The 19434-nt window shown below is 39.7% G+C and carries 22 protein-coding genes and 1 riboswitch; of the genes, 2 read left to right on the plus strand and 20 right to left on the minus strand.

Annotated features, from left to right (window positions below):
- Positions 1-10: 10 nt before the first annotated feature.
- Genes BMZ22_RS02295 through BMZ22_RS02305 form a run of 3 tightly spaced genes read right to left on the minus strand, consistent with a single transcriptional unit; the run spans position 11 to position 3168 of the window.
- Positions 11-577, minus strand: a complete 567-nt coding sequence (locus BMZ22_RS02295) for a CPBP family intramembrane glutamic endopeptidase (RefSeq protein WP_090080657.1) — start codon at positions 575-577, stop codon at positions 11-13.
- Positions 564-2081, minus strand: coding sequence for a RecQ family ATP-dependent DNA helicase (locus BMZ22_RS02300; protein ID WP_245745163.1), 1518 nt, complete (start codon positions 2079-2081; stop codon positions 564-566). Before BMZ22_RS02300 ends, BMZ22_RS02295 begins: the two co-directional genes overlap by 14 nt.
- Positions 2082-2118: 37 nt before the next feature.
- Complete coding sequence (locus BMZ22_RS02305; protein ID WP_090080662.1) at positions 2119-3168, minus strand: YpbB family protein; 1050 nt, start codon at positions 3166-3168, stop codon at positions 2119-2121.
- 165 nt (positions 3169-3333) lie between these two features.
- Here BMZ22_RS02305 and BMZ22_RS02310 point away from each other — a divergent pair, with 165 nt between their 5' ends.
- Positions 3334-3585: a ferredoxin gene (locus tag BMZ22_RS02310; protein WP_090080664.1), complete on the plus strand. Its 252-nt coding sequence runs from the start codon at positions 3334-3336 to the stop codon at positions 3583-3585.
- A gap of 116 nt (positions 3586-3701) precedes the next feature.
- On the opposite strand, the gene BMZ22_RS02315 is transcribed toward BMZ22_RS02310, so the two are convergent.
- From BMZ22_RS02315 to BMZ22_RS02375, 13 genes are all read right to left on the minus strand, one after another.
- On the minus strand, positions 3702-4217 hold the full coding sequence (locus tag BMZ22_RS02315) for an ECF transporter S component (protein ID WP_090080665.1): 516 nt from the start codon (positions 4215-4217) through the stop codon (positions 3702-3704).
- The gene (locus BMZ22_RS02320) at positions 4218-4658 is read right to left on the minus strand and encodes a DUF4430 domain-containing protein (protein WP_090080667.1); all 441 of its coding nucleotides are present in this window, start codon (positions 4656-4658) and stop codon (positions 4218-4220) included. It abuts the gene before it with no gap.
- Positions 4659-4838: 180 nt separating this feature from the next.
- A riboswitch (cobalamin riboswitch) is annotated at positions 4839-5026 on the minus strand.
- A gap of 61 nt (positions 5027-5087) precedes the next feature.
- Positions 5088-6851, minus strand: a complete 1764-nt coding sequence (locus BMZ22_RS02325) for an ATP-binding protein (RefSeq protein WP_090080669.1) — start codon at positions 6849-6851, stop codon at positions 5088-5090.
- Positions 6851-7567, minus strand: a complete 717-nt coding sequence (locus BMZ22_RS02330; RefSeq protein WP_090080672.1) for a response regulator transcription factor — start codon at positions 7565-7567, stop codon at positions 6851-6853. The genes BMZ22_RS02325 and BMZ22_RS02330 overlap by 1 nt, the downstream gene beginning before the upstream one ends.
- 53 nt (positions 7568-7620) lie before the next feature.
- On the minus strand, positions 7621-8811 hold the full coding sequence (gene ccsB / locus BMZ22_RS02335; RefSeq protein ID WP_090080674.1) for a c-type cytochrome biogenesis protein CcsB: 1191 nt from the start codon (positions 8809-8811) through the stop codon (positions 7621-7623).
- A 30-nt stretch (positions 8812-8841) separates the two neighbouring features.
- Positions 8842-10476, minus strand: coding sequence for a cytochrome c biogenesis protein ResB (gene resB, locus BMZ22_RS02340; protein WP_090080676.1), 1635 nt, complete (start codon positions 10474-10476; stop codon positions 8842-8844).
- Between the two features lie 34 nt (positions 10477-10510).
- Entirely contained in the window at positions 10511-11086 is a 576-nt protein-coding gene (gene resA / locus BMZ22_RS02345; RefSeq protein WP_090080678.1) for a thiol-disulfide oxidoreductase ResA, read from the minus strand.
- Between the two features lie 53 nt (positions 11087-11139).
- On the minus strand, positions 11140-11886 hold the full coding sequence (locus BMZ22_RS02350; protein WP_281242067.1) for a pseudouridine synthase: 747 nt from the start codon (positions 11884-11886) through the stop codon (positions 11140-11142).
- A 62-nt stretch (positions 11887-11948) separates the two neighbouring features.
- Positions 11949-12479, minus strand: a complete 531-nt coding sequence (locus tag BMZ22_RS02355; RefSeq protein WP_090080680.1) for a spore maturation protein — start codon at positions 12477-12479, stop codon at positions 11949-11951.
- Positions 12476-13066, minus strand: coding sequence for a nucleoside recognition domain-containing protein (locus BMZ22_RS02360; RefSeq protein WP_090080683.1), 591 nt, complete (start codon positions 13064-13066; stop codon positions 12476-12478). Before BMZ22_RS02360 ends, BMZ22_RS02355 begins: the two co-directional genes overlap by 4 nt.
- Complete coding sequence (locus tag BMZ22_RS02365) at positions 13059-14168, minus strand: D-alanyl-D-alanine carboxypeptidase family protein (RefSeq protein WP_090080685.1); 1110 nt, start codon at positions 14166-14168, stop codon at positions 13059-13061. Before BMZ22_RS02365 ends, BMZ22_RS02360 begins: the two co-directional genes overlap by 8 nt.
- A gap of 241 nt (positions 14169-14409) precedes the next feature.
- Complete coding sequence (scpB, locus tag BMZ22_RS02370) at positions 14410-14997, minus strand: SMC-Scp complex subunit ScpB (protein ID WP_090080688.1); 588 nt, start codon at positions 14995-14997, stop codon at positions 14410-14412.
- A gap of 152 nt (positions 14998-15149) precedes the next feature.
- Positions 15150-15896, minus strand: a complete 747-nt coding sequence (locus BMZ22_RS02375; protein ID WP_090080691.1) for a segregation/condensation protein A — start codon at positions 15894-15896, stop codon at positions 15150-15152.
- A 219-nt stretch (positions 15897-16115) separates the two neighbouring features.
- On the opposite strand from BMZ22_RS02375, the gene BMZ22_RS02380 reads away from it, so the two are divergent.
- Positions 16116-16199, plus strand: a complete 84-nt coding sequence (locus BMZ22_RS02380; protein WP_090080693.1) for a YjcZ family sporulation protein — start codon at positions 16116-16118, stop codon at positions 16197-16199.
- An 84-nt stretch (positions 16200-16283) separates the two neighbouring features.
- On the opposite strand, the gene BMZ22_RS02385 is transcribed toward BMZ22_RS02380, so the two are convergent.
- The 4 genes from BMZ22_RS02385 to lysA all read right to left on the minus strand — a co-directional run bounded on the left by BMZ22_RS02385 (position 16284) and on the right by lysA (position 19402).
- Positions 16284-16658, minus strand: a complete 375-nt coding sequence (locus BMZ22_RS02385; protein ID WP_090080696.1) for a GNAT family N-acetyltransferase — start codon at positions 16656-16658, stop codon at positions 16284-16286.
- A gap of 350 nt (positions 16659-17008) precedes the next feature.
- Entirely contained in the window at positions 17009-17458 is a 450-nt protein-coding gene (locus BMZ22_RS02390; RefSeq protein WP_090080699.1) for a site-2 protease family protein, read from the minus strand.
- Positions 17459-17467: 9 nt separating this feature from the next.
- Complete coding sequence (locus tag BMZ22_RS02395) at positions 17468-17905, minus strand: peptidylprolyl isomerase (protein ID WP_090080702.1); 438 nt, start codon at positions 17903-17905, stop codon at positions 17468-17470.
- A 189-nt stretch (positions 17906-18094) separates the two neighbouring features.
- Complete coding sequence (gene lysA, locus BMZ22_RS02400; RefSeq protein WP_090080705.1) at positions 18095-19402, minus strand: diaminopimelate decarboxylase; 1308 nt, start codon at positions 19400-19402, stop codon at positions 18095-18097.
- Positions 19403-19434: the final 32 nt, after the last annotated feature.

The raw sequence follows: 19434 nt of genomic DNA on the forward strand, positions 1-19434 counted from the left end.
AGCCTGCACCTCATTTCTTAAAGCGAATGATAAGTCCCAATACAAAATCCACCGTAAAATGAGCAGTTATTGTAACGAATAAATTCTCAGTAAGAACAAATATGTACCCAATGTAAAAGCTTATAAATATAACCGAAACCAGCAGCACCGGTTTGTTTAAATAACGAATGTGAACAATGGCAAATAGGACACTTGCAACTATATACCCGAATACGGTCTGAATCACACCCCGAAACAATAGCTCTTCAGTAACGGCCACAAGCAGAGCAATTCCAAAAATTCCTCTGACAGAACGATTTCTAAAAATTCTATCATTGATTCCACCGTCATCATAGTATTTTTCAGGAAAAACTCTTATGAGCAACAGGTCAATGAGTACAATAAAGATTCCCGTCAGAACGCCGTATAATATCAAATCGCTCATATGAAAGCTGAAGTAGTTAAGCCAGTCGCTCATTTTTTCAAAGAAAAAGAAACTTAATAAGAAGCTCAAACCCACCATTATCATCTGACTAAACACCAATTGTTGTGTTAACTCACGATCACTTAACTGCTTCACTATCTCACTTTGTTTCATTATTAAAACCCTCTGCGAGCATTAACTCTTTAAGTTTGTCATGCCACGAAAGCATCGTTTCGTCACGCCGGATCTGATCGGGTTCCCAATTTTCAAAAGTGAAGCCACAATTACTGCAGCACTCAAACAGCGGCGTCTTGTAACTATCCTGAAAACCTATGTAAAGTCGTTCCCGTAAACAGCCGTCCGCATGTATCCAGTTAAAAATATCGTATAGTTTTCTTTTTTTAAATGCTGTTCGTTCATCTATAAACTGAACGATTTCTTGAATGGACTGTTCCAAGTAACCTTTATTATAAACAAGTGTTTTTCCGTCCATTATACCATGTTTCTCCATTTGATAATATAAAAATCGCCCTTGAACGTCATTTAACTCTAAGTCCTCAATGACCTGGGATGCCGGCGGCAGTTCCTTGTTTTTCGAAGCCATTTGCAGTACTTTATTGAACAAGCTTTTCACGTCTTCCTTTGCAGGAAGCTCATTATGGATAATCGAGTTGGGGACTATTTCGTCTCCGGGTGCGTATAATAATAAACTGACACTCGATTTGCCGTCGCGCCCTGCCCTGCCTATTTCCTGCAAAAAAGATTCAATTTGCAATGGAAAATGATAGTGAACTACGAGCCGAATATTCTGTTTATTAATCCCCATTCCAAATGCACTTGTGCAACAAATGATATCGAGCTGCCCATTCATAAATTGCTGTTGAATTGTAATTCTGTCCATTTGATCCATGCCGCCATGATAAAAGGCCACCCGCTGGAATGGAAGCTTTTCTGTTATGTATGCGGCAGTTTCTTCAGCCTTTCGTTTACTGGAAAAATAAATCAAAGCCGGAATTTTGTATTGCTGCAAAATTTGATTCAATAAACTTCTTTTTTCATTTTCACTGTTTACTTTCTCAACTACAAACGTTATATTTTCTCTGTCCATTGGATAAATATGCTTAGTAATTTCAGGTCTTTCCAATGAACTGATGATGTCATTTTGCACCTCTTTTGTAGCTGTAGCGCTAAGTGCCAGCACAGGGGGATCGTGCAATTTGTTTAAGACAGTGCCCAGTCTTAAATAGTCCGGCCGGAATTCATGTCCCCATTGAGAAATACAATGTGCTTCATCAATAACAAACAGGGAAATATCAAAAGTTTTGATCTGTTCAATCACTTCGTCTTGCTGAAGGAGCTCCGGCGACAAATAAATTAATCTATACTGATTCAGTTGCTTTAAGGCAGAGGCTCTCTCATCAGGTCGCATAAAACTATTTAAAGCTACAACATCTTTAAATCCTGAAGCTTTCAGCTGTTTAACCTGATCTTCCATTAAAGAAATTAAGGGAGAGACCACAATTGTAAGTCCGCTAAATATAGATGCAGGGAACTGATAGCATAAAGATTTTCCCGATCCCGTCGGTAAAACCCCCAAAACATCCTTACCATCCATCACATCGTCAATAATTTCCTTTTGACCTTCCCGGAAGCCGGTTATATTAAATTGTTGTCTCAATTGACTTATTATTTCTTCTTTAATCAAAACACTCACCTTACCAGGTTATTTTATCGGTTGCTAAAACAAGACGAATTTGAAAATAACTGATGGACGCTGAGACATGCTGCTTAATGTCTTTAAGTTTATAGGAATCTGCGGCTGCAATAGCTGCACGAATTTGAGCTTGAATATCGGGAGTTACATAGTGTCCCAGCGGGAAAGCTTTATCATATAGTGCAATCTCAACCATATGATCATAGATTGTATTTAGTTTTAACTGTCTTATTGATGCAATGTTTTCAGCCGAATAACCTTTAGCCATAAATTGCTTCGTTTTATTTGCTGAATTTGTTACTTTAGCCTCATGCGTCAAATCTTGCAGAAAATGCTTTAATAACGGGGTATGTTGTTCATTTTGGCTGATAAGCATGAGCATACGATGGATAGTCGATGTTCGGATTAAAGGGACATCCACTTGTTCCAGCCCATAGCGTTCAGCAATCTGAAAGCTACTCATCCCATAATGATTGTATCCTGTCAAACTATCAACAAAAATGCTTGCCTCTGTAGTGTCAAATTGATTCAGCAAATGAAACAGCTCACTGTATAGCTTATTTAAAAATAACGATGTATCATACTTCCATAGTCGATACTGTTTTCTCACCCAGTCTGTGATTTCTGTTTTATCAATAACCGGAATAAAATTAAAATGATGTCGTTTGCTGTTTGTCATCGTTTGAATCATTAGAAGCAGCCGTTGCCAGAAGACAGGTGCATAGCGGCTGTATTCCATGCCGTGAAAGTAACAACCGGACACATTTATTGCCTCTTGATTAATCCAGTTTTCGCCCTTTCTGGTCACTATCGCGGTGTTATCCCCTTTAAGAGCGAGATCGTTATTTTTAATCAATTGTTGTACGTGTACCTCAAAGTCGTGTTTCGATAATGTTGGATAAATTCCATAGAAATGATTTAATTCATAAATATGAGCATCCTGAACGGTTTGAATTGATCGTTTTCCTTTTAATAAATGAAAGACAGCTGAAGTGCTTCTGTCTTCCTGGAATTTGGTACAGCATGAAAGGATGATATAATTAAAGAGCAATGTTTAAGACTCCTTTAACATAAATATATATCATGTTACCTTTAAGTTTGTTCTCTTAATCAATCATAACACGTCATATATAAGTTGAAATGATAAAGATGCCGTTTTACAATTATTATAGTGTACATAAAACGGACGGAGCGTTTTGAGCAATGGAGGAAATATATGGCTAAATATACAATGATAGATCAGGAAACGTGTATTGCATGTGGTGCATGCGGGACCACAGCGCCGAAAGTTTACGATTATAACGACGAGGCTTTGGCCTACGTGGTTTTAGATGAGAATGAAGGAGCTGTTGAGGTTCCCGAAGAACTGGAAGATGATGTATTAGATGCGTATGAGGGCTGTCCGACAGATTCTGTAAAAGTTGCAGATGAACCATTTCATGGCGACCCATTAAAATTCGAACCATGATATGGACGGCACTGTCGATACCCTATTTCTAAATAACGGACTTTTATTCATATGCCAAAAGCGTTCCTTAAATAATCGGATCCCTTTTGGCACATTTAAAAGGCCTCCTTAATCAGTCAGCCGGTATTTTGCAAATAAAAATGGTTGTTGGCATATTTATTAAAAAAATGACTGATTATGGGATACAGAAAAATAATAAAAACGGCATTACCGATTGCATGGTACGTATCAAACGGAAGACCGGCCACATAATACGGCCAGAATTTGCCGGCGATTGAGTACGTTGTCAAAGAGATAATAAATCCATATAAGTAACCGCTGAATACCGAGAACATAACCATGCCATACACCGAAAAATTTTTAAAACACTTTCCAAGCAAACCGCTCATAATACCTATTAAAACCCAGGCGATTACTTGCCAAATGGTCCATATGCCCATACCGAGCAGCATATTTGATAAAAAGGTTGTTAATAAGCCAAGAAATGCAGCGGCCACTGGTCCGAGCAGCACACCGCATATAATAACCAATGAAGTGACCGGCTGAACGTTGGGGAGGAATGTAAACAAACTCCGCCCTACAACAGCAAGTGCAGCTAGCAAGGCCAGCAAAGTCAGTTTATATGTGTTCATTTATTCCCATGCCTGAAAGTCAAATGTTATTTCATCACCAGGTGATAATTCATACTCAGAAGCACCTACATTAGCCATCTCGCCGTTAACTTCGAAAATCCAGGACTTTTCTTCCCCTTCTTCAGCTGACACTCGCTCAATTGATGTTACAAACTGGTCATTCTCTGCAGTTTCTACATAGAAATTTTCTTTCAAGACGTCCATTAGTTTAGCGCCTTCTTCGATCTCTATCTCTTCTTCGGCTATATATTCACTGCCGTTATCTTTGCTTACCGTGATACGAACTTCGTTTTCACCGAGTTCAGCTTCACTATTTGTTTCTTCAGAAGTTTGTTGACTGCTTTCGTCTGAGTCGGTTGGCTCCTCACTACCTGCACCGCAGCCTGTTAGAAATCCGATTACCATTAAAATTGATGCGAGATATAACATCCATTTTTTCATACCTTATTCCTCCTGTACTTTTATTCTCTTCGAAGGAAAGTTGAGCGACGAAATTACTGAAAACGCAAGAATACTAAAAAAGCTGACCTCCTTCAAAGGTCAGCTTACAAAGACAATCGAAATATACATACGTCATTTAAAACGTTTCCGGTTGCCTCAATCGCTTTAATCCCCGAAGCATTGAAACATCAGACATTGGCAGGTCTACTGACTTGTGATTATATCCTACTCTAAGCCCTTCCCTTATGGCGACTTCTCCACAAAGTGGTTAATGCTTATTTCGTTTACCACTCACAGTTGCGAGGACAGCTCCAGAATTGCACTGGATTCCCTTTTAAACAAAATACACCAAAATCTGTTTTATATTTTTGATTTCAACATAACATTACCATAAAGCGTTTGTTTCTGCCAGCATTATTCCAAAAAAGTTTAAGAGTTATTTAACGGAATCCTTACCTCAAACATTGTTCCTTCATCTGTTTTACTTTTAACAGTAATAACACCTTCATGTGCTTCGACAATATTTTTTGCAATGGCCAGCCCTAGACCGGTCCCTTTTTTCTTGCCGTTTTTCACACGTGATTTATCTGCTTTGTAGAATCGTTCAAAAACAAAAGGTATGTCTTCTTCCGGTATACCACTGCCATTATCCTCAATTGAAATATATAGTTCATCCGGTGTCGTCTCTGCAACTACTTTAACAAAGCCATTTTCTTTTGTATGTCTAATTGCATTATCAATCAAATTTGTAAAAACCTGCTCAATTCGATCTGCATCAATTGTGATATTGGAAACAGGCAATTTTGTTTCTGGTATTAATCGAACACCATTATCTTCGGCAATACCTTTGAATTTTTTAATGATACGCTCAATATAAGTTTCAGCATTAATTGTTTCTTTATCCAGCTGTGTGTGCCCCGCTTCCATGCGCGCCAAGTCCAATAATTCGTTCACAAGTCTTCCCATTCGGAATGATTCCTCATGGATTATCTGTGCCAGTTCGTTTTTCTCCTTTTTCGACTCTGCTACGTCATCTATAATGGCTTCACTGTAGCCTTGAAGCATTGAAATTGGCGTACGCAGCTCGTGCGAAACATTCGCTATAAAATCTTTGCGCATCTTATCCATTTGTCTTTCTTCGGTCATATCACGGATAACTGCTACGGCACCACGTATATAGGTTTGGTCGTACAATGGGGTCATGATCATAACCCATGTACGTCCCTGACTGCTAATTTCACGGATAACTTCTTCTTCATATTGAATAACGCTTCTCAAAGTATCATTCAATGGTTCGGGTGTTTTATGCGTGCTGTTACCAAGTTCCATCCCTTTATCATAATTAAGGTTTTGGATAAATTGTTCTGCAGGCGGATTTGTAATAAGCATGTCGCCGTTCCGGTTTAAGGTAACGACCCCATCGGCCATCGACCTGACAATACTTGAAATTTGTTCTTTTTCCTGTCTCAATGCATTAATATGAAACTTAAGCTGTCTGCCCATTCGGTTGAACGCTATCGCCAACTCGCCAATTTCATCATGTGTAAGGATTGGCACTTTTGTGTGAAATTCACCTCGTGTCAAGTCCAGGACGGCTTCACGCATTTTAATAAGAGGCGATGTGATTCGTGTTGACAGAAAGAAAGCAAATATCACAGTTAAAACGATAGCAATGCCTGCAGCAAGTAAAATAATTTTTGTGGTTTCAGCTTTAGTTTGATTCAAAATGTCCAACGACTGATAAATAAAAACAGCCCCGTCCTGACCGATCGGTGTTCCTACAATCATTGCTTTCTCGTCACTATCCGGCAGATTGGTTTCTTTTCGAACATTTTCCCCATTTGTAAAAACATCCATTAAATCTTCATCTGTTCGAAGCCAACCCGGATTTAACTCATTTAATCCATCATCTGTGCTTTCAGATGTACGAAACGTACCATCACTGTTAACAATAGTCATGCGGCTTAGCGGGTCTTTAATTAAGTTGGCATTTTCAAACGCCAGTTCCTGATCATCATACTGTTCCACCATGTGCGACACTTTCGTTGCTGTCTGCATCATATCATTCTCAGCTTGGTTAACGTGAAACGTTTCAAAAAACTCAAGCAGCAAAATCGTCAGAATAAATAATACAAAAGAAACTAGCAATAATATTGTTATTGCTAGCTTTCCTACTACACTGCGCCAGAACATTAGGCATCATCTACCTCAAATTTATATCCGACACCCCAGACAGTCACAATCATGTCCGCAGCCTGTTTGGATACATGATTCAACTTTTCCCGGAGCCGTTTCACGTGTGTATCGACTGTTCTCAAATCGCCAAAAAACTCATATTCCCAAACCTCTTTAAGCAGCACTTCCCTGCTGAATACTTTGTCAGGCGCTTCGGCAAGGAAACATAGTAATTCGTATTCTTTCGGTGTCAAATTAACTTCTGCACCTTCAGCTGTTACCCGGTGAGCATCGTAGTCAATCGTTAAATGAGGAAAAACAATTAAATTTTTGGTTGGTTTCTCTGCTTCGTTGTATGTGCTCGAAGTGACTCTTCTTAACACAGCTTTAACCCGTAACACGACTTCGCGCGGACTAAATGGCTTGACAATATAGTCATCTGCGCCGACTTCAAAGCCTTGCACACGATTTGATTCTTCGCCTTTTGCTGTAAGCATAATGATGGGCGTGTTTTTTTCTTTACGCAATTCCTTTGTCACGTCAATGCCATCCATCTCCGGCATCATAATATCAAGTAAAATGACATCATAATCGGAAGTGAGCGCAAGTTCTAAAGCTTCTTTTCCATCCGCTGCTTCTTCAACAAGAAAATCTTCTTTTTCAAGATACATCCGTACTAACCTTCGTATGCGATCCTCATCGTCTACTACGAGTATTTTAGGATTTTCCTCCATTTAGACTCCCCCTATTTGTTATTTTCAAAACGTCGCTCTCAATTAATGAAGCTTTATGCATAGGAGTGAAGCCCCGCCAAAATAAGGTTAACTGCAATTAAATTGAACATGATAATCGCAAAACCTATAACAGCAAGCCAGGCTGATTTTTCACCATGCCATCCTCTCGATAACCGTAAGTGAAGAAATGCGGCATAGAAAAACCATGTTACCAGAGCCCAAACTTCTTTAGGGTCCCAACCCCAAAAACGATCCCAGGCAATTTGCGCCCAAATTGATGCAAATATTAAACCGCCAAGGGTGAATACCGGAAACCCGATAGCAACTGAACGATATGATACCTCATCCAGCATATCAGGTTTTACTTTTTTCAGGAAGGGCTGAATGGCAGCACCAATTCGTTTGCGAAGTATCAGTCTGAATAAACCATACAATGCTAGTCCGGTTAGCACCGACCAAATAAGTGTATTAAATTTGCGTGCGGCATCCACCCCTTGCATCCAGCCTGGTGCAGCGAATAATGGTTCCATCCGGTCTCCTGTTAAAAGTTCCCCTTCATTTGGACCGGCAATCGGTGGTAAATGATAATCAGTTGTCATCGTCTGGCCATTTGAAGAGTACTCAAATTCCGCACTATAGCCTGACAGGTTAAACCCGGCCGATATAACACTGAAGCCGATGAATACAAACAAACCGACCAAAATGACTTCCAGCCATGTTGTTCGTTTGCTTCTGACGGTCTGATCTATTTGCCTGATTAAATAAATCAGCCCGGCAACGAAACTGATACTCAATATAGCCTCACCCAAAGCTACAGTTGTAACGTGAATATAAAGCCAATGGCTTTGAAGTGACGGAACTAATGGTGAAATCTCCGTCGGAAAGACACTCGCAAAAGCAATGACAACCATGGCAATCGGAAGGGCAAACAGTCCCAATATATTCAACTTATATATAAAGTAAATAATAATAAACGCAAAAACCAATCCCATGCCAAAAAACGTCATAAATTCAAACATATTGCTGACAGGAGCATGTCCGCTTGCCATCCATCTTGTAATAAAGTAAACAATCTGTGCTGTAAAACCAATGATGGTAAGCGTAATTCCTATTTTTCCGCTTATTCCTTTATTAGTATTCTTATTTTTTTGTCTGATTGTCGCGCCAAAGAAAAAGGTGGCGATCAGATACAGGACAAATGCTGTATAAAGCATTGTACTGCTAATATTAATTAAAGAATCCATTCATATCCTCCTTCAGCTGTACGCATGCAGCTATTCAAGTTCCTGCTGATCCTTAACCATTTTCACATTGGTATCTTCGATCGCATATTCAATATCCTTTTTAAGCCCAAACCAATTTTTATTCGTATGACCAGCCAGCAGGACACCTTCACCTTCAGGGTTCAGCCAAATTCGGCGGTGCTGCCAGTACATTCCTTGAATAACCCCAATCATAAAAATGGCTGCACCGATAATGAAGAACGGCAGTGTATAATCAACCCTAACGGTCAACCCGCTCGCATAGCGTGTCTCAAAATCCTGCACACCCAATTTATAATCATTTTCACCTGATGCGTCAACGTTTCTGCCTATCCCAACAAAACTCATTTCGGGTTCTTCATTATCAGGAGGATGGACCGTAAAAACGAAAGCGGGGTTTCTAGGGTAATTCGTTTTTGATCTTGGTTCACCTTCATCCATTTCATAATCCGGATAATACTGACTGACAACTACCCGGAAACCGTTATCGAGTGCATACGTATCTTTCGGGTCTGTCAAATCTACTTTAAACTCACCAAGTGAGGCTTCTTCCGGATCGTCTGTTTCATGTATTTTAAACGACATACTTTGAAATTCATTCTGTTGATAACCCGCTTGATATAATGTATATTTATCAAAGTTAAGCGGATGATTCATACGGATTTCGTCTTCAGTGACTTTTTCAAGTTCCGGTTCGGCTCCAGCGACTTCTTCACCAGTTTCTTTATAAATAACGGCGTTGGTCTGAAAGTTTTTTTCCACCATGCCTTCCTGCTGTATTGCTTCTTGGAACCGCTCGTCATTCTCATCATATGTTTCTAAGATAAACTCTTTATTCTCAATGTAATATTCCCTGTCTGTTCCCGGGATTACAGTTCTTTCTCCTTCACGAACCCATACATACTCATCCATATACATAAACGGTGTCATTCGCAGCAGAGCGGCAACCAATATGATAATCAAACCAATATGATTGACATATGGACCCCACCTTGAAAACCGGCCTTTTTCTGCCAGTATGTGCCCTTTTTCTTCATGAATTTTATAACGTTTTTTCCTGAGCTTGGAAACAACAGCTGATTTATCCTCATCAGAAACGTTATCGGTTTCGCTGAAAAAGCGCTGTCGTTTTAAGAACTGAGCATGCCGCCTTGGTTTCTGGCGTCTTAGCGCTTTGAACAGCGGGACAAAACGGTCAATGCTGCATATAACAAGTGAAATACCGATTAAGGCAATCAGCAGCATGTACCACCACGAACTGTACAAATTGTGAAAGCCAAGCTGGTAATAGATTTGCCCAAGTATTCCATACGTTGCTTCATAATAAACAGACGGGTCACGATCGACAGCCTCTGGCGGTATGTATTGTTCCTGAGGGAAAATCGTTCCGACACCTGATGCTATGAGTGCCAGGACGATGAGCCACACGCCTACTTTAACGGATGAAAAGAAATTCCATATTTTGTCGACAATCGTTTTATTATAAGTTTGCGATCTGCGTGCGCTTCCCTCATAACGCATATTCAATAATTTTCGCTGATCGTTGCCATCAATATGCTGGTTTTCTTCCACCGGTTTCCCGCATGCTTCACAGAGGACTGTCCCTTCCGGGTTCACATGCCCGCATTCACATTTGATTTTTTTCATACGTATCCCTCACAATTAGCACCAGTTGAATTGTTTATTGCTCCGGCTGTATCTGTTGCAAATATCCTTCTATTTTGTCAAGTGTCAGTCCGCCTTCTACCACCTCGACAATTTCCCTATCAGAGTTAATAAAAAATGTTGTCGGCAAGGGTTCCACTTGATAGGTGTCCATGACTTCTTTATTTGAATCATACGGCACAGGAAATGTTAAATTATATCTGTTGATGAATCGATCTACAACAAATTGCGTTGTGTCCAGATTGACCGCAACAATTTCTACGCCTTTTTCCTTATATTCCGGATAAAGTTCTTCCATATAAGGCATCTCGTCCTCGCAAGGTTCACACCAAGTCCCCCAAAAATTAAGCATGACACCTTTTCCTTCCAGATCACTTAACTGAATGGTTTCTTTCTCATTATTTTTATTAATTTGTTCAAGTTTAAAATCCGGCGCCTGTGCACCAGCCCGGACTTCGGTTTGATCTTTAGTAAAATTTGTTACTAAGGCGTATATAACTGCAACTAGCAAGACAGCCAATACCATTGTCCTGAAAATAAGACGCTGTTTTTTCTTCTGTTGTTTATTACCTTTTGCCACTGGTTTACTCATTGGTTACTCACTCCCAAAGGTATTGTATCATGTAAGCAATACGTTAAATTTGTCTATTGTTTAACAATTTTATCACTCGCCAATAGACGCATTTTTTTAACTTCATGCGGAGTAAGCTTCCTGAAGTCTCCCGGCTGCATACGATTCAACGTCAACAAACCATACTTTTCACGTTTCAATTTGGAAACAGTATAGCCCAGCGCATCCATCATTCGTCTGATATGTCTGTTTTTGCCTTCATGCAACGTCATTTCGACGATCATTGTGTTTTTTTGCCTGTTTACTTCGATTATTTTATAACTGACAATTTTTAACAGGTCGTTCCCGTCACGAACCCCTTTTCGCAGCTTATTAAGCTCACGCTTGTCGGGTATGCCTTTGATTTTTGCCACATAGACTTTATCGATGCCATAGCTTGGGTGCATCAGTAAATTGGCAAAATCCCCATCATTTGTTAAGAGCAAAATTCCTGATGTGTCATAATCGAGTCTGCCAATTGGGTAAATACGCTCTTCGACTTCGCCCAAATAATCAGTAACGACTTTTCTGCCTTTATCATCGCTAATGCTTGAAATGACTCCTCTTGGTTTATAAAGCATATAGTAGACAGGTTCTTCTTTCTCCAGAAGGACGCCCTCTACTTCAATATCATCCTGGGGTGACACTTTTGTTCCCATTTCGGTCACTTTTTTATTGTTAACTTTTACTTTACCTTGAGCAATCAGTTTTTCTGCTTTTCTCCGGGAAGTAACACCACTTTGAGCAATTACTTTTTGCAGACGTTCCATTGAGTTTGTCATTTTATCACCATTTTTTAATCATAATAGAAGCGTTAACCTTATGTTAACGCCACAAGAAATCTTTATCCAAAAATTAACGTCACGATGACTATCGAAGCAATTATACCAACAAAATCGGCTAATAGTCCAACCTTAAGTGCATATCGCATTTTTGTAATGCCTACAGCCCCGAAATAAATTGTCAATATATACAAGGTGGTGTCTGTACTTCCCTGCATAGTTGAGGCTAATCTTCCTATAAATGAATCCGGTCCGTGAGCCCCTATGAGTTCAGTTGTCATCCCTAAAGCAGCCGTTCCCGAAATAGGTCTGACCATAGCGAGAGGAATGATATCCGGCGGGACGCCAATGAAAATAAGGAATGGGGAAATAAATTCAATGAACGCATCAAGTGCACCTGAACTTCTTAATATTGAAATGGCTACAATCATTCCTAATAAAAAAGGAAGTAAGGAAAATGCCATCTTGACACCCTCTTTACCTCCTTCCACAAATATTTCATATGCCGGTACGCGTTTCCATGTAGCCACGGAAAGCACAACCAGAATAAAGCACGGAATCAGCCAAGTGCTGATTACAGTTATAATACTCATGTCTTCGTCCTCCTGAGACTTCTGTAATAAAAGATACGATCAATCATTAGTGCACTTATCGATGATATAAGAGTGGCAATTATCGTAGTGCCAACAATCTCGGTAGGTGAAACTGAATCATATTGCATTCTTATTGATATGACTGTTGTCGGGATAATCGTCAAACTTGATGTATTGATTGCCAAAAAAGTAATCATCGAACGCGAAGCAGTGTCACTTCCGCTTAATTCCTTCATATGCTCCATTGCCTTAATGCCCATTGGTGTAGCAGCATTACCAAGCCCAAAGATGTTGGCGGTAATATTTGATAATATATATCCCATCGCGGGATGGTCCTTTGGTATCTCAGGAAATATTTTAACAATGACCGGCCTGAACAATTTTGCAAGGCCATTTAAAATACCTGCCTCTTCTGCTACTTTCATAATACCAAGCCAAAAAACAAGTATACTAATCAGCCCGATTGATAATGTAACCGCTTCTTCAGCGCTTTCAAATAAAGCTTTATTAACCTCATCCATCGTTCCGTTGAACATCGCGTATACGATCCCGATTCCGGCCATTAATGCCCAAATAATGTTAACCATTCGGAACAAACCCGGTCATGCGTAAATAAACCAATGCAATCTTATTCATTAATCCTGAACTGGGCCGTTCAGAATATATAGGTGACTCTGTAACAGGTAAAGAATCAACGAAATATATTGTTTTTCCAATAACCTCCTGTTCAGAACGAGGGTTTTCATGCAATATATATGACTTGCTTTCAATTTGAGTTCGTTCATTAATTTTAAGCGGCAGTACAATATCATGATGCAAATAACCTTTAACCTGCATGCCTTCATCATTCATATCATATATACTTTCGCCTTTTTGGTCGATGGTTGTCATTTTAAATTCATCAAACCCCCATTCAAACATTTCTATATGATCACGCCAATCATCAGGATCGTTCAGTGTGACAGCGATAAGCTCCATGTTTTTCTTTTGAGCAGTGCTGACAAGTGTTCGTCCTGCGATTCGTGTGTAACCGGTTTTTCCGCCATTTGAGTGATCGTACATACCCGTGAGCAATTTATTTTTGTTGTGCCAGGGGTAGGCGCTATTATCGGGTTTATAGCTTGCGCTGCCGGTAACCAGCCTGAATTGTTGATTCTCCATGGCATAGCGCATTAACAGAGCCATATCATAAGCTGTTGAATAGTGGTTATCAGAGTCAAGTCCATGTGGATTATCAAAAGAAGTGTTCGTCATTCCAATCCATTTTGCTTTCTGGTTCATTAAATGAACGAAACCTTCCATACTTCCGCCAACTTCTTCACTAATCGCGATAGCAGCATCATTCCCGGAACGTAGCATTAAGCCGTAAACAAGATCTTTCAACTTAATTTTTTCACCTTTTTCCAAATAAATGGACGAACCGGGGGCATGAACCGCCCGATTACTTACAGTTACAGTATTATTTAGTTTTCCTGATTCGATGGCAATGATGGCTGTCATAATTTTCGTTATACTTGCAATTGATTGCTTTTCATGAGCTTGTTTTTCGTATAACACCCTGCCCGAAGACTGTTCAATCAAAATGGCATTGTTGGCAGAAACTTCTGGAGAAGACGCTGCTTGTCCAGTCTTGGGGATAAAAAAACTGCATATGAGAAGACAAACAAGTGTCAACACTGTATACCGCATACATTTTCCTCCCGGGAGACGTTTAATTTATCTGTACAGTTTATGCATGGCACCACAGAGGATATGCCTGGAAAAGCACAGGTTATTTATTTATCCCAATGTCCGTGGCACTCTTAACTTTGAAAATGAGAGATGATGTACCACAGGGCAGTTCACTTTCCTGTTTCAACATTAAAAAAATCCTTACTGAATTGAGTAAGGATCGGGGAATTAATATGCAATACTTTTAAAGTTCCAGGTCTTACTTGTCTTCCATTTGTTCTGAAAATTGGTCAAAAAATAAATCAGCTTCCTCTTCCAATTGACTCGCATTCACATCCTCAGGCAAAGGTGGCAATTCTTCCAGCGAAGTCAATCCAAAGTAGGTCAGAAAGTCTCTTGTCGTAGAAAATAATATCGGGCGGCCTGCCCCTTCTTTTCGGCCTGTTTCTTCAATTAATGACCTGGATAACAAGGTTTGCACAGGTCTGTCACTCTTCACACCACGAATATCTTCAATTTCAGTCCTCGTTATTGGCTGTTTATAGGCTACGATGGCCAATGTTTCAAGTGCTGCTTGCGACATTCTTGTGGATTGAGGTGTTTCTAACAATGTTTCCAGATAAGGACTGTGTTCGGATTTAGTCGTCAGTTGAAATATACCATGTGACTGCATCAATTGAATTCCACGGTTTGGATTATGATATTCATTTTTTAATTCTTCCAGCAAATGATCTGCTGTTTGATTCGAGACATTAAGGATGCGTGCCAATTGTTTTACAGTTAAACCCTCGTTTCCTGAGGCAAACAGCAGCCCTTCTGTGATTGCTTTCAGTTCATTAGTTTCCACGCTCATCCCCCATATAAAGTAAAACTTCAATCAGTGGGGGTTTTCTTCCTCCCCCGGCGATGGTTAGTTGAACAAAAATCGGCCTTATACTGGCTAGTTGGACTCCCCGCTTATCCGCTTATGTTTACCTCTTAACGTCTTGAAGTGGGGCCTTACTGCCAGTTACATGCGGGATAAAATACATGCAGTTGCCCGAAATGGTTTTCTTGTTCACAGATGACTTCATTATTCTTCATAAGTTCCAGCAGGGCCATAAATGTAACGACCACATGCGATCGATAAGGATACTCAAACAGTTCATCAAACGTTATACCGCCGTCATTGGAATATTTCAGTTTTTCCAAAACCTCTGTCATCCGCTGTTCAATAGAGATTTCACTGCTTTTTATTTTTGTTTCGAGCGGTTCAGTCCATCTTTTGCGCTCAAACATTTTACCTAGTGCATTAATCATTTCATAAACCGAAATATCACTTTTAACAGCCTTCGCTTTTTTCTCCGGGTCGTCTACGTGTAATGGCGGCCTGCTAAATGTCTGATTAGAGCCTAATTCTCTGGTCTCTAGTCTTTTAGCAGCTTCCTTGTATTTACGATACTCTATCAACCGCTGCATCAATTCCTCCCGGGGATCCTCCATATAATCCTCATCAGATTCATCAATTTCCTGTTTTGGCAGCAGCATTTGACTTTTAAGGACGAGAAGTGTTGAAGCCATTACTAAATATTCACTTGCAACGTTAAGTTCCAGGTATTGCATCGTATGTATATAATCCATGTATTGCTCAGTAATTCGGGCCACGGGGATATCATAAATATCAATTTCATATTGGTGAATCAGGTGGAGAAGTAAGTCAAGAGGACCTTCAAAGGTATCTAACTTAACCTGATATGACCGATTCAATATAATCCCCCCTCTTGGCTGAATTCGCAGAACAACTATAAGCTATTTCCGCGACAGTAGCGACCATCGATCATTAATTTCTAATAATTTCTTAAAAAAACAGCATATATTAGCCTAAATGCCTATACAACATGACTTCTGTTATCATAAGTTATTAACGTAAGATAAATGTTACCAAAAAAACATTTATTCGTTAAGCAATAAAGGAGGAATTTCATAATGAGTTATGGTCATGGCGGAGGATTTTCGCTTATTGTTGTATTGTTTATTCTTCTGATTATCGTCGGCGCTGCATGGATGTAATTGTTGCTATAGTGAATTAAGAAACACCGCAGAAAATAACCTTCACAAGTAAGAGCCATCTCCAATGACGAGATGGCTCTATTTTTATTCGGTTTCTTTATTTTGCTGTTCTTCATTCGTACACTTGCTTAAAAATTGCTGTGTCGAGTCATCAGCGCAGACTGCATATTTTTCGCCATACATGTGATGTATTTCGTCCACCATTTTTTTGCCGATCCCCGAATTTCGGTGGGAAGGATTTACAGATATATGCTGTACAACTGCGTTAATGTTATTTTCAATACGGACACCGATAGCCCCAAGAACATCTTCTTCTTTCCAAAGGAAAAGACTCCAGTCCGGATTTGTTTCATATTCTTTAATGGTTTGCTGCAGCTTTTTTACATCCTTTTCCTCAGGCATAAAAGAAAGAAGGCCCATCGCTATCTTTTCATAATTCTTTTTGTACCGTATAAACATACATATCCCTCATTATGATAAAGACTTACCATTCCAACAGAGCAAATCGTTTATTTAATGGTATCCTATTTTAATCGAAGTGTGTATATATAGTTATGACGCATGAAATATTTTTTGTCAACACTAAGTTAATAACTTTTTACGAAATAGACTTACACACGTTCTTCCTAAACCCATGGTGGTAGCATTTGTTAAATGAAGTTATAAAACAATCAGGAACCAATAAATAAATCCCCAGACAATTCCAAGGCCCAGAAGGATAAAAAAAAGCAGCCAATTCTTTTTACGGTAATTCAAGTCCACATTCATCCTTTATCATCTTCACCATTTTTTTTAATACGCATACCCGGTTATTTATTTCTTACTGCCATACAAATGGTATACCCATCGGATTTTTTTTCTTTATAACGAAACGGGATGATATTAACACCCGCCACCCATAAATTAAATAATAAAAGCACAAGCAAATATTTATTTGAAAAAACATTATAGAGACAAAAGCATGCACCTGCTGCCGCTAAACTCATGAGCGGCCCCCCACTTGCAATTGTTATCTGCTCACCCGGGAGATAGGGGTCTTTCCTCCGGCTGCCAGCCATGCCCCCTAAAAAGTAAAATAGCCGTATGGTATATACTGTCTTTTTAAACACAAAACGGCCTATAATTCTGCCTGTGCCGATCGTTAGTGTCGTCATGTCAGCCCTGACCAACGTTGCACCGAGAACATGGCCAAGCTCATGTATCACCGTTCCGATCGGTGCAGCAACTAGGATTAGATAAACGAATAAATATATATCCATACAATTTAATTAATCTGTTGTAACTTTTACTTCTTTCATAACATCGCCATTTTTCATCTCTTTGGCATACTCGACTCCTGAAGTGACCTGCCCAAAAACGGTATGCACACCATCTAAGTGCGGTTGTTCTGCGTGTACAATAAAAAATTGACTGCTTCCAGTATCTTTTCCTGCATGAGCCATTGAAAGAGATCCTTCCACATGTTTATGCGGGTTCCCTTCTGTTTCACACTTAATTGTGTAGCCGGCGTTTCCTGTCCCGGTTCCATTTGGACAGCCTCCCTGACTTACAAAACCATTAATCACACGGTGAAACGTTAAACCGTCATAAAATTCACTATTAGCAAGCTTTTCGAAGTTTGCAACCGTGTTTGGCGCCTCATCGGGATAAAGTTCAAACTCAATTTTGTTCCCGTTTTCCATTAAAATGTAACCTTTTTTTTCCATCCTTGACATCCCCTTTTAGTTGTATTTATAGTGTATGTTCAAAAAGGATGATAACGAACAAAGCAACCTCCACAGGATGTGGTTGCCAGAATCGAAGGGTCCTTGTTATCATTATCACTTTTTGAACAGTCAATTATAGGACAACCTTTCCCATTATTTTAGCTGACCTTTTGCGAGAAGACAACAATATCACTCATAGGAAATATCATTTTTAACAAGGTCCTGATAAGTTTCGCGTTTTACAACAAGTTTATCAGTGCCATCTTCCACAAACACTGCAGCGGGCTTTGCAAATCGATTATAATGATTAGCCATTGAATAGCCATAGGCGCCAGTGGAGAAAACAGCCAAAATATCATTACCGTCAATTTCAGGCACCGGGAGGTCCCATATCAGCATGTCTCCAGACTCGCAACATTTTCCGGCTACAGAAACAGTCTCAGCAGTTGGAAGAGATGCTTTATTCGCCACAACAGCCTCATACTTAGCCTGGTACAGTGCCGGACGAATGTTATCAGTCATGCCTCCGTCAACTGAGATATATTTGCGGACGCCGGGTATTTCTTTCGTTGAGCCTATTGAATACAATGAAATCCCTGCATTGCCCACAATCGAGCGGCCAGGCTCAATCCATATTTCAGGCACAGGAAGATTAAAAGAATTCGACTGTTCCCGGACAGCTGCAACAATTTTATCGACATGCTCAGCGTAAGCCAGCGGCTGGTCCTCTTTTGTGTAACGAATGCCAAAACCGCCTCCAAGATTCAAAACCTCCGGGACAAAACCATATTTACGGTGCCATTCAGCTAATTTATTAAATAAAACGCTCACCGAGAGTTGAAATACTTCTGTTTCGAATATCTGTGATCCAAGATGATTGTGCAAGCCTTTAAAGTTTATTTTATTGTGTTCATGTAATTTTAAAAACGCCTCATCAGCCTGCCCATTTTCCAAGTTGAATCCAAATTTGGAATCTTCATTTCCGGTTACAATATATTGGTGAGTGTTTGGCTTTATGCCTGGTGTTACCCGCATTAAAACATCGATTGATTTATCTTTTTCCTGCAAAATTTGACTGAGTAAATCAATCTCATGAAAGTTATCAACTACAATACAGCCAATGTTATGATCGACCGCCATTTCGAGTTCATCATAACTTTTATTATTGCCATGCATATGAATCTTTTCTACAGGAAAGTCTGCAAGAAGTGCGGTATATAATTCCCCCTGTGATACTACATCAAGGCTCAGGTTTTCCTGCTTTATCACTTGAAGCATTGCAACAGAAGAAAATGCTTTACTCGCATACGCCACTTGCGCACGTACCCCAAGCTCCTGAAATGTGTTGACAAACGTACGGCAATTTTCGCGTATTAACGATACATCAAAAACATATAATGGCGTACCATACTTATCGGCAAGCTTCACAGCATCCATTCCTCCGATTACCAGGTGTCCAGCTTCATTTATTCCAAAAGGATGATTATCCACGATCATATTTTTCCTCCTATTCCATTGCGGCCAACGAC

The organism is Lentibacillus persicus (assembly GCF_900112705.1).
GTDB lineage: Bacteria > Bacillota > Bacilli > Bacillales > Amphibacillaceae > Lentibacillus > Lentibacillus persicus.

Excerpts from the sequence above, each read along its gene's own strand:
- BMZ22_RS02295 (WP_090080657.1), bottom strand. The coding sequence starts at position 577 with ATGAAACAAAGTGAGATAGTGAAGCAGTTAAGTGATCGTGAGTTAACA.
- ccsB (WP_090080674.1), bottom strand. The coding sequence starts at position 8,811 with ATGGATTCTTTAATTAATATTAGCAGTACAATGCTTTATACAGCATTT.
- BMZ22_RS02320 (WP_090080667.1), bottom strand. The coding sequence starts at position 4,658 with ATGAAAAAATGGATGTTATATCTCGCATCAATTTTAATGGTAATCGGA.
- lysA (WP_090080705.1), bottom strand. The coding sequence starts at position 19,402 with ATGATCGTGGATAATCATCCTTTTGGAATAAATGAAGCTGGACACCTG.
- BMZ22_RS02365 (WP_090080685.1), bottom strand. The coding sequence starts at position 14,168 with ATGCGGTATACAGTGTTGACACTTGTTTGTCTTCTCATATGCAGTTTT.
- resB (WP_090080676.1), bottom strand. The coding sequence starts at position 10,476 with ATGAAAAAAATCAAATGTGAATGCGGGCATGTGAACCCGGAAGGGACA.
- BMZ22_RS02395 (WP_090080702.1), bottom strand. The coding sequence starts at position 17,905 with ATGGAAAAAAAAGGTTACATTTTAATGGAAAACGGGAACAAAATTGAG.
- BMZ22_RS02385 (WP_090080696.1), bottom strand. The coding sequence starts at position 16,658 with ATGTTTATACGGTACAAAAAGAATTATGAAAAGATAGCGATGGGCCTT.
- BMZ22_RS02310 (WP_090080664.1), top strand. The coding sequence starts at position 3,334 with ATGGCTAAATATACAATGATAGATCAGGAAACGTGTATTGCATGTGGT.
- BMZ22_RS02315 (WP_090080665.1), bottom strand. The coding sequence starts at position 4,217 with ATGAACACATATAAACTGACTTTGCTGGCCTTGCTAGCTGCACTTGCT.
- BMZ22_RS02350 (WP_281242067.1), bottom strand. The coding sequence starts at position 11,886 with ATGACAAACTCAATGGAACGTCTGCAAAAAGTAATTGCTCAAAGTGGT.
- BMZ22_RS02360 (WP_090080683.1), bottom strand. The coding sequence starts at position 13,066 with ATGGTTAACATTATTTGGGCATTAATGGCCGGAATCGGGATCGTATAC.
- BMZ22_RS02325 (WP_090080669.1), bottom strand. The coding sequence starts at position 6,851 with ATGTTCTGGCGCAGTGTAGTAGGAAAGCTAGCAATAACAATATTATTG.
- BMZ22_RS02355 (WP_090080680.1), bottom strand. The coding sequence starts at position 12,479 with ATGAGTATTATAACTGTAATCAGCACTTGGCTGATTCCGTGCTTTATT.
- BMZ22_RS02390 (WP_090080699.1), bottom strand. The coding sequence starts at position 17,458 with ATGGATATATATTTATTCGTTTATCTAATCCTAGTTGCTGCACCGATC.
- BMZ22_RS02330 (WP_090080672.1), bottom strand. The coding sequence starts at position 7,567 with ATGGAGGAAAATCCTAAAATACTCGTAGTAGACGATGAGGATCGCATA.
- BMZ22_RS02380 (WP_090080693.1), top strand. The coding sequence starts at position 16,116 with ATGAGTTATGGTCATGGCGGAGGATTTTCGCTTATTGTTGTATTGTTT.
- resA (WP_090080678.1), bottom strand. The coding sequence starts at position 11,086 with ATGAGTAAACCAGTGGCAAAAGGTAATAAACAACAGAAGAAAAAACAG.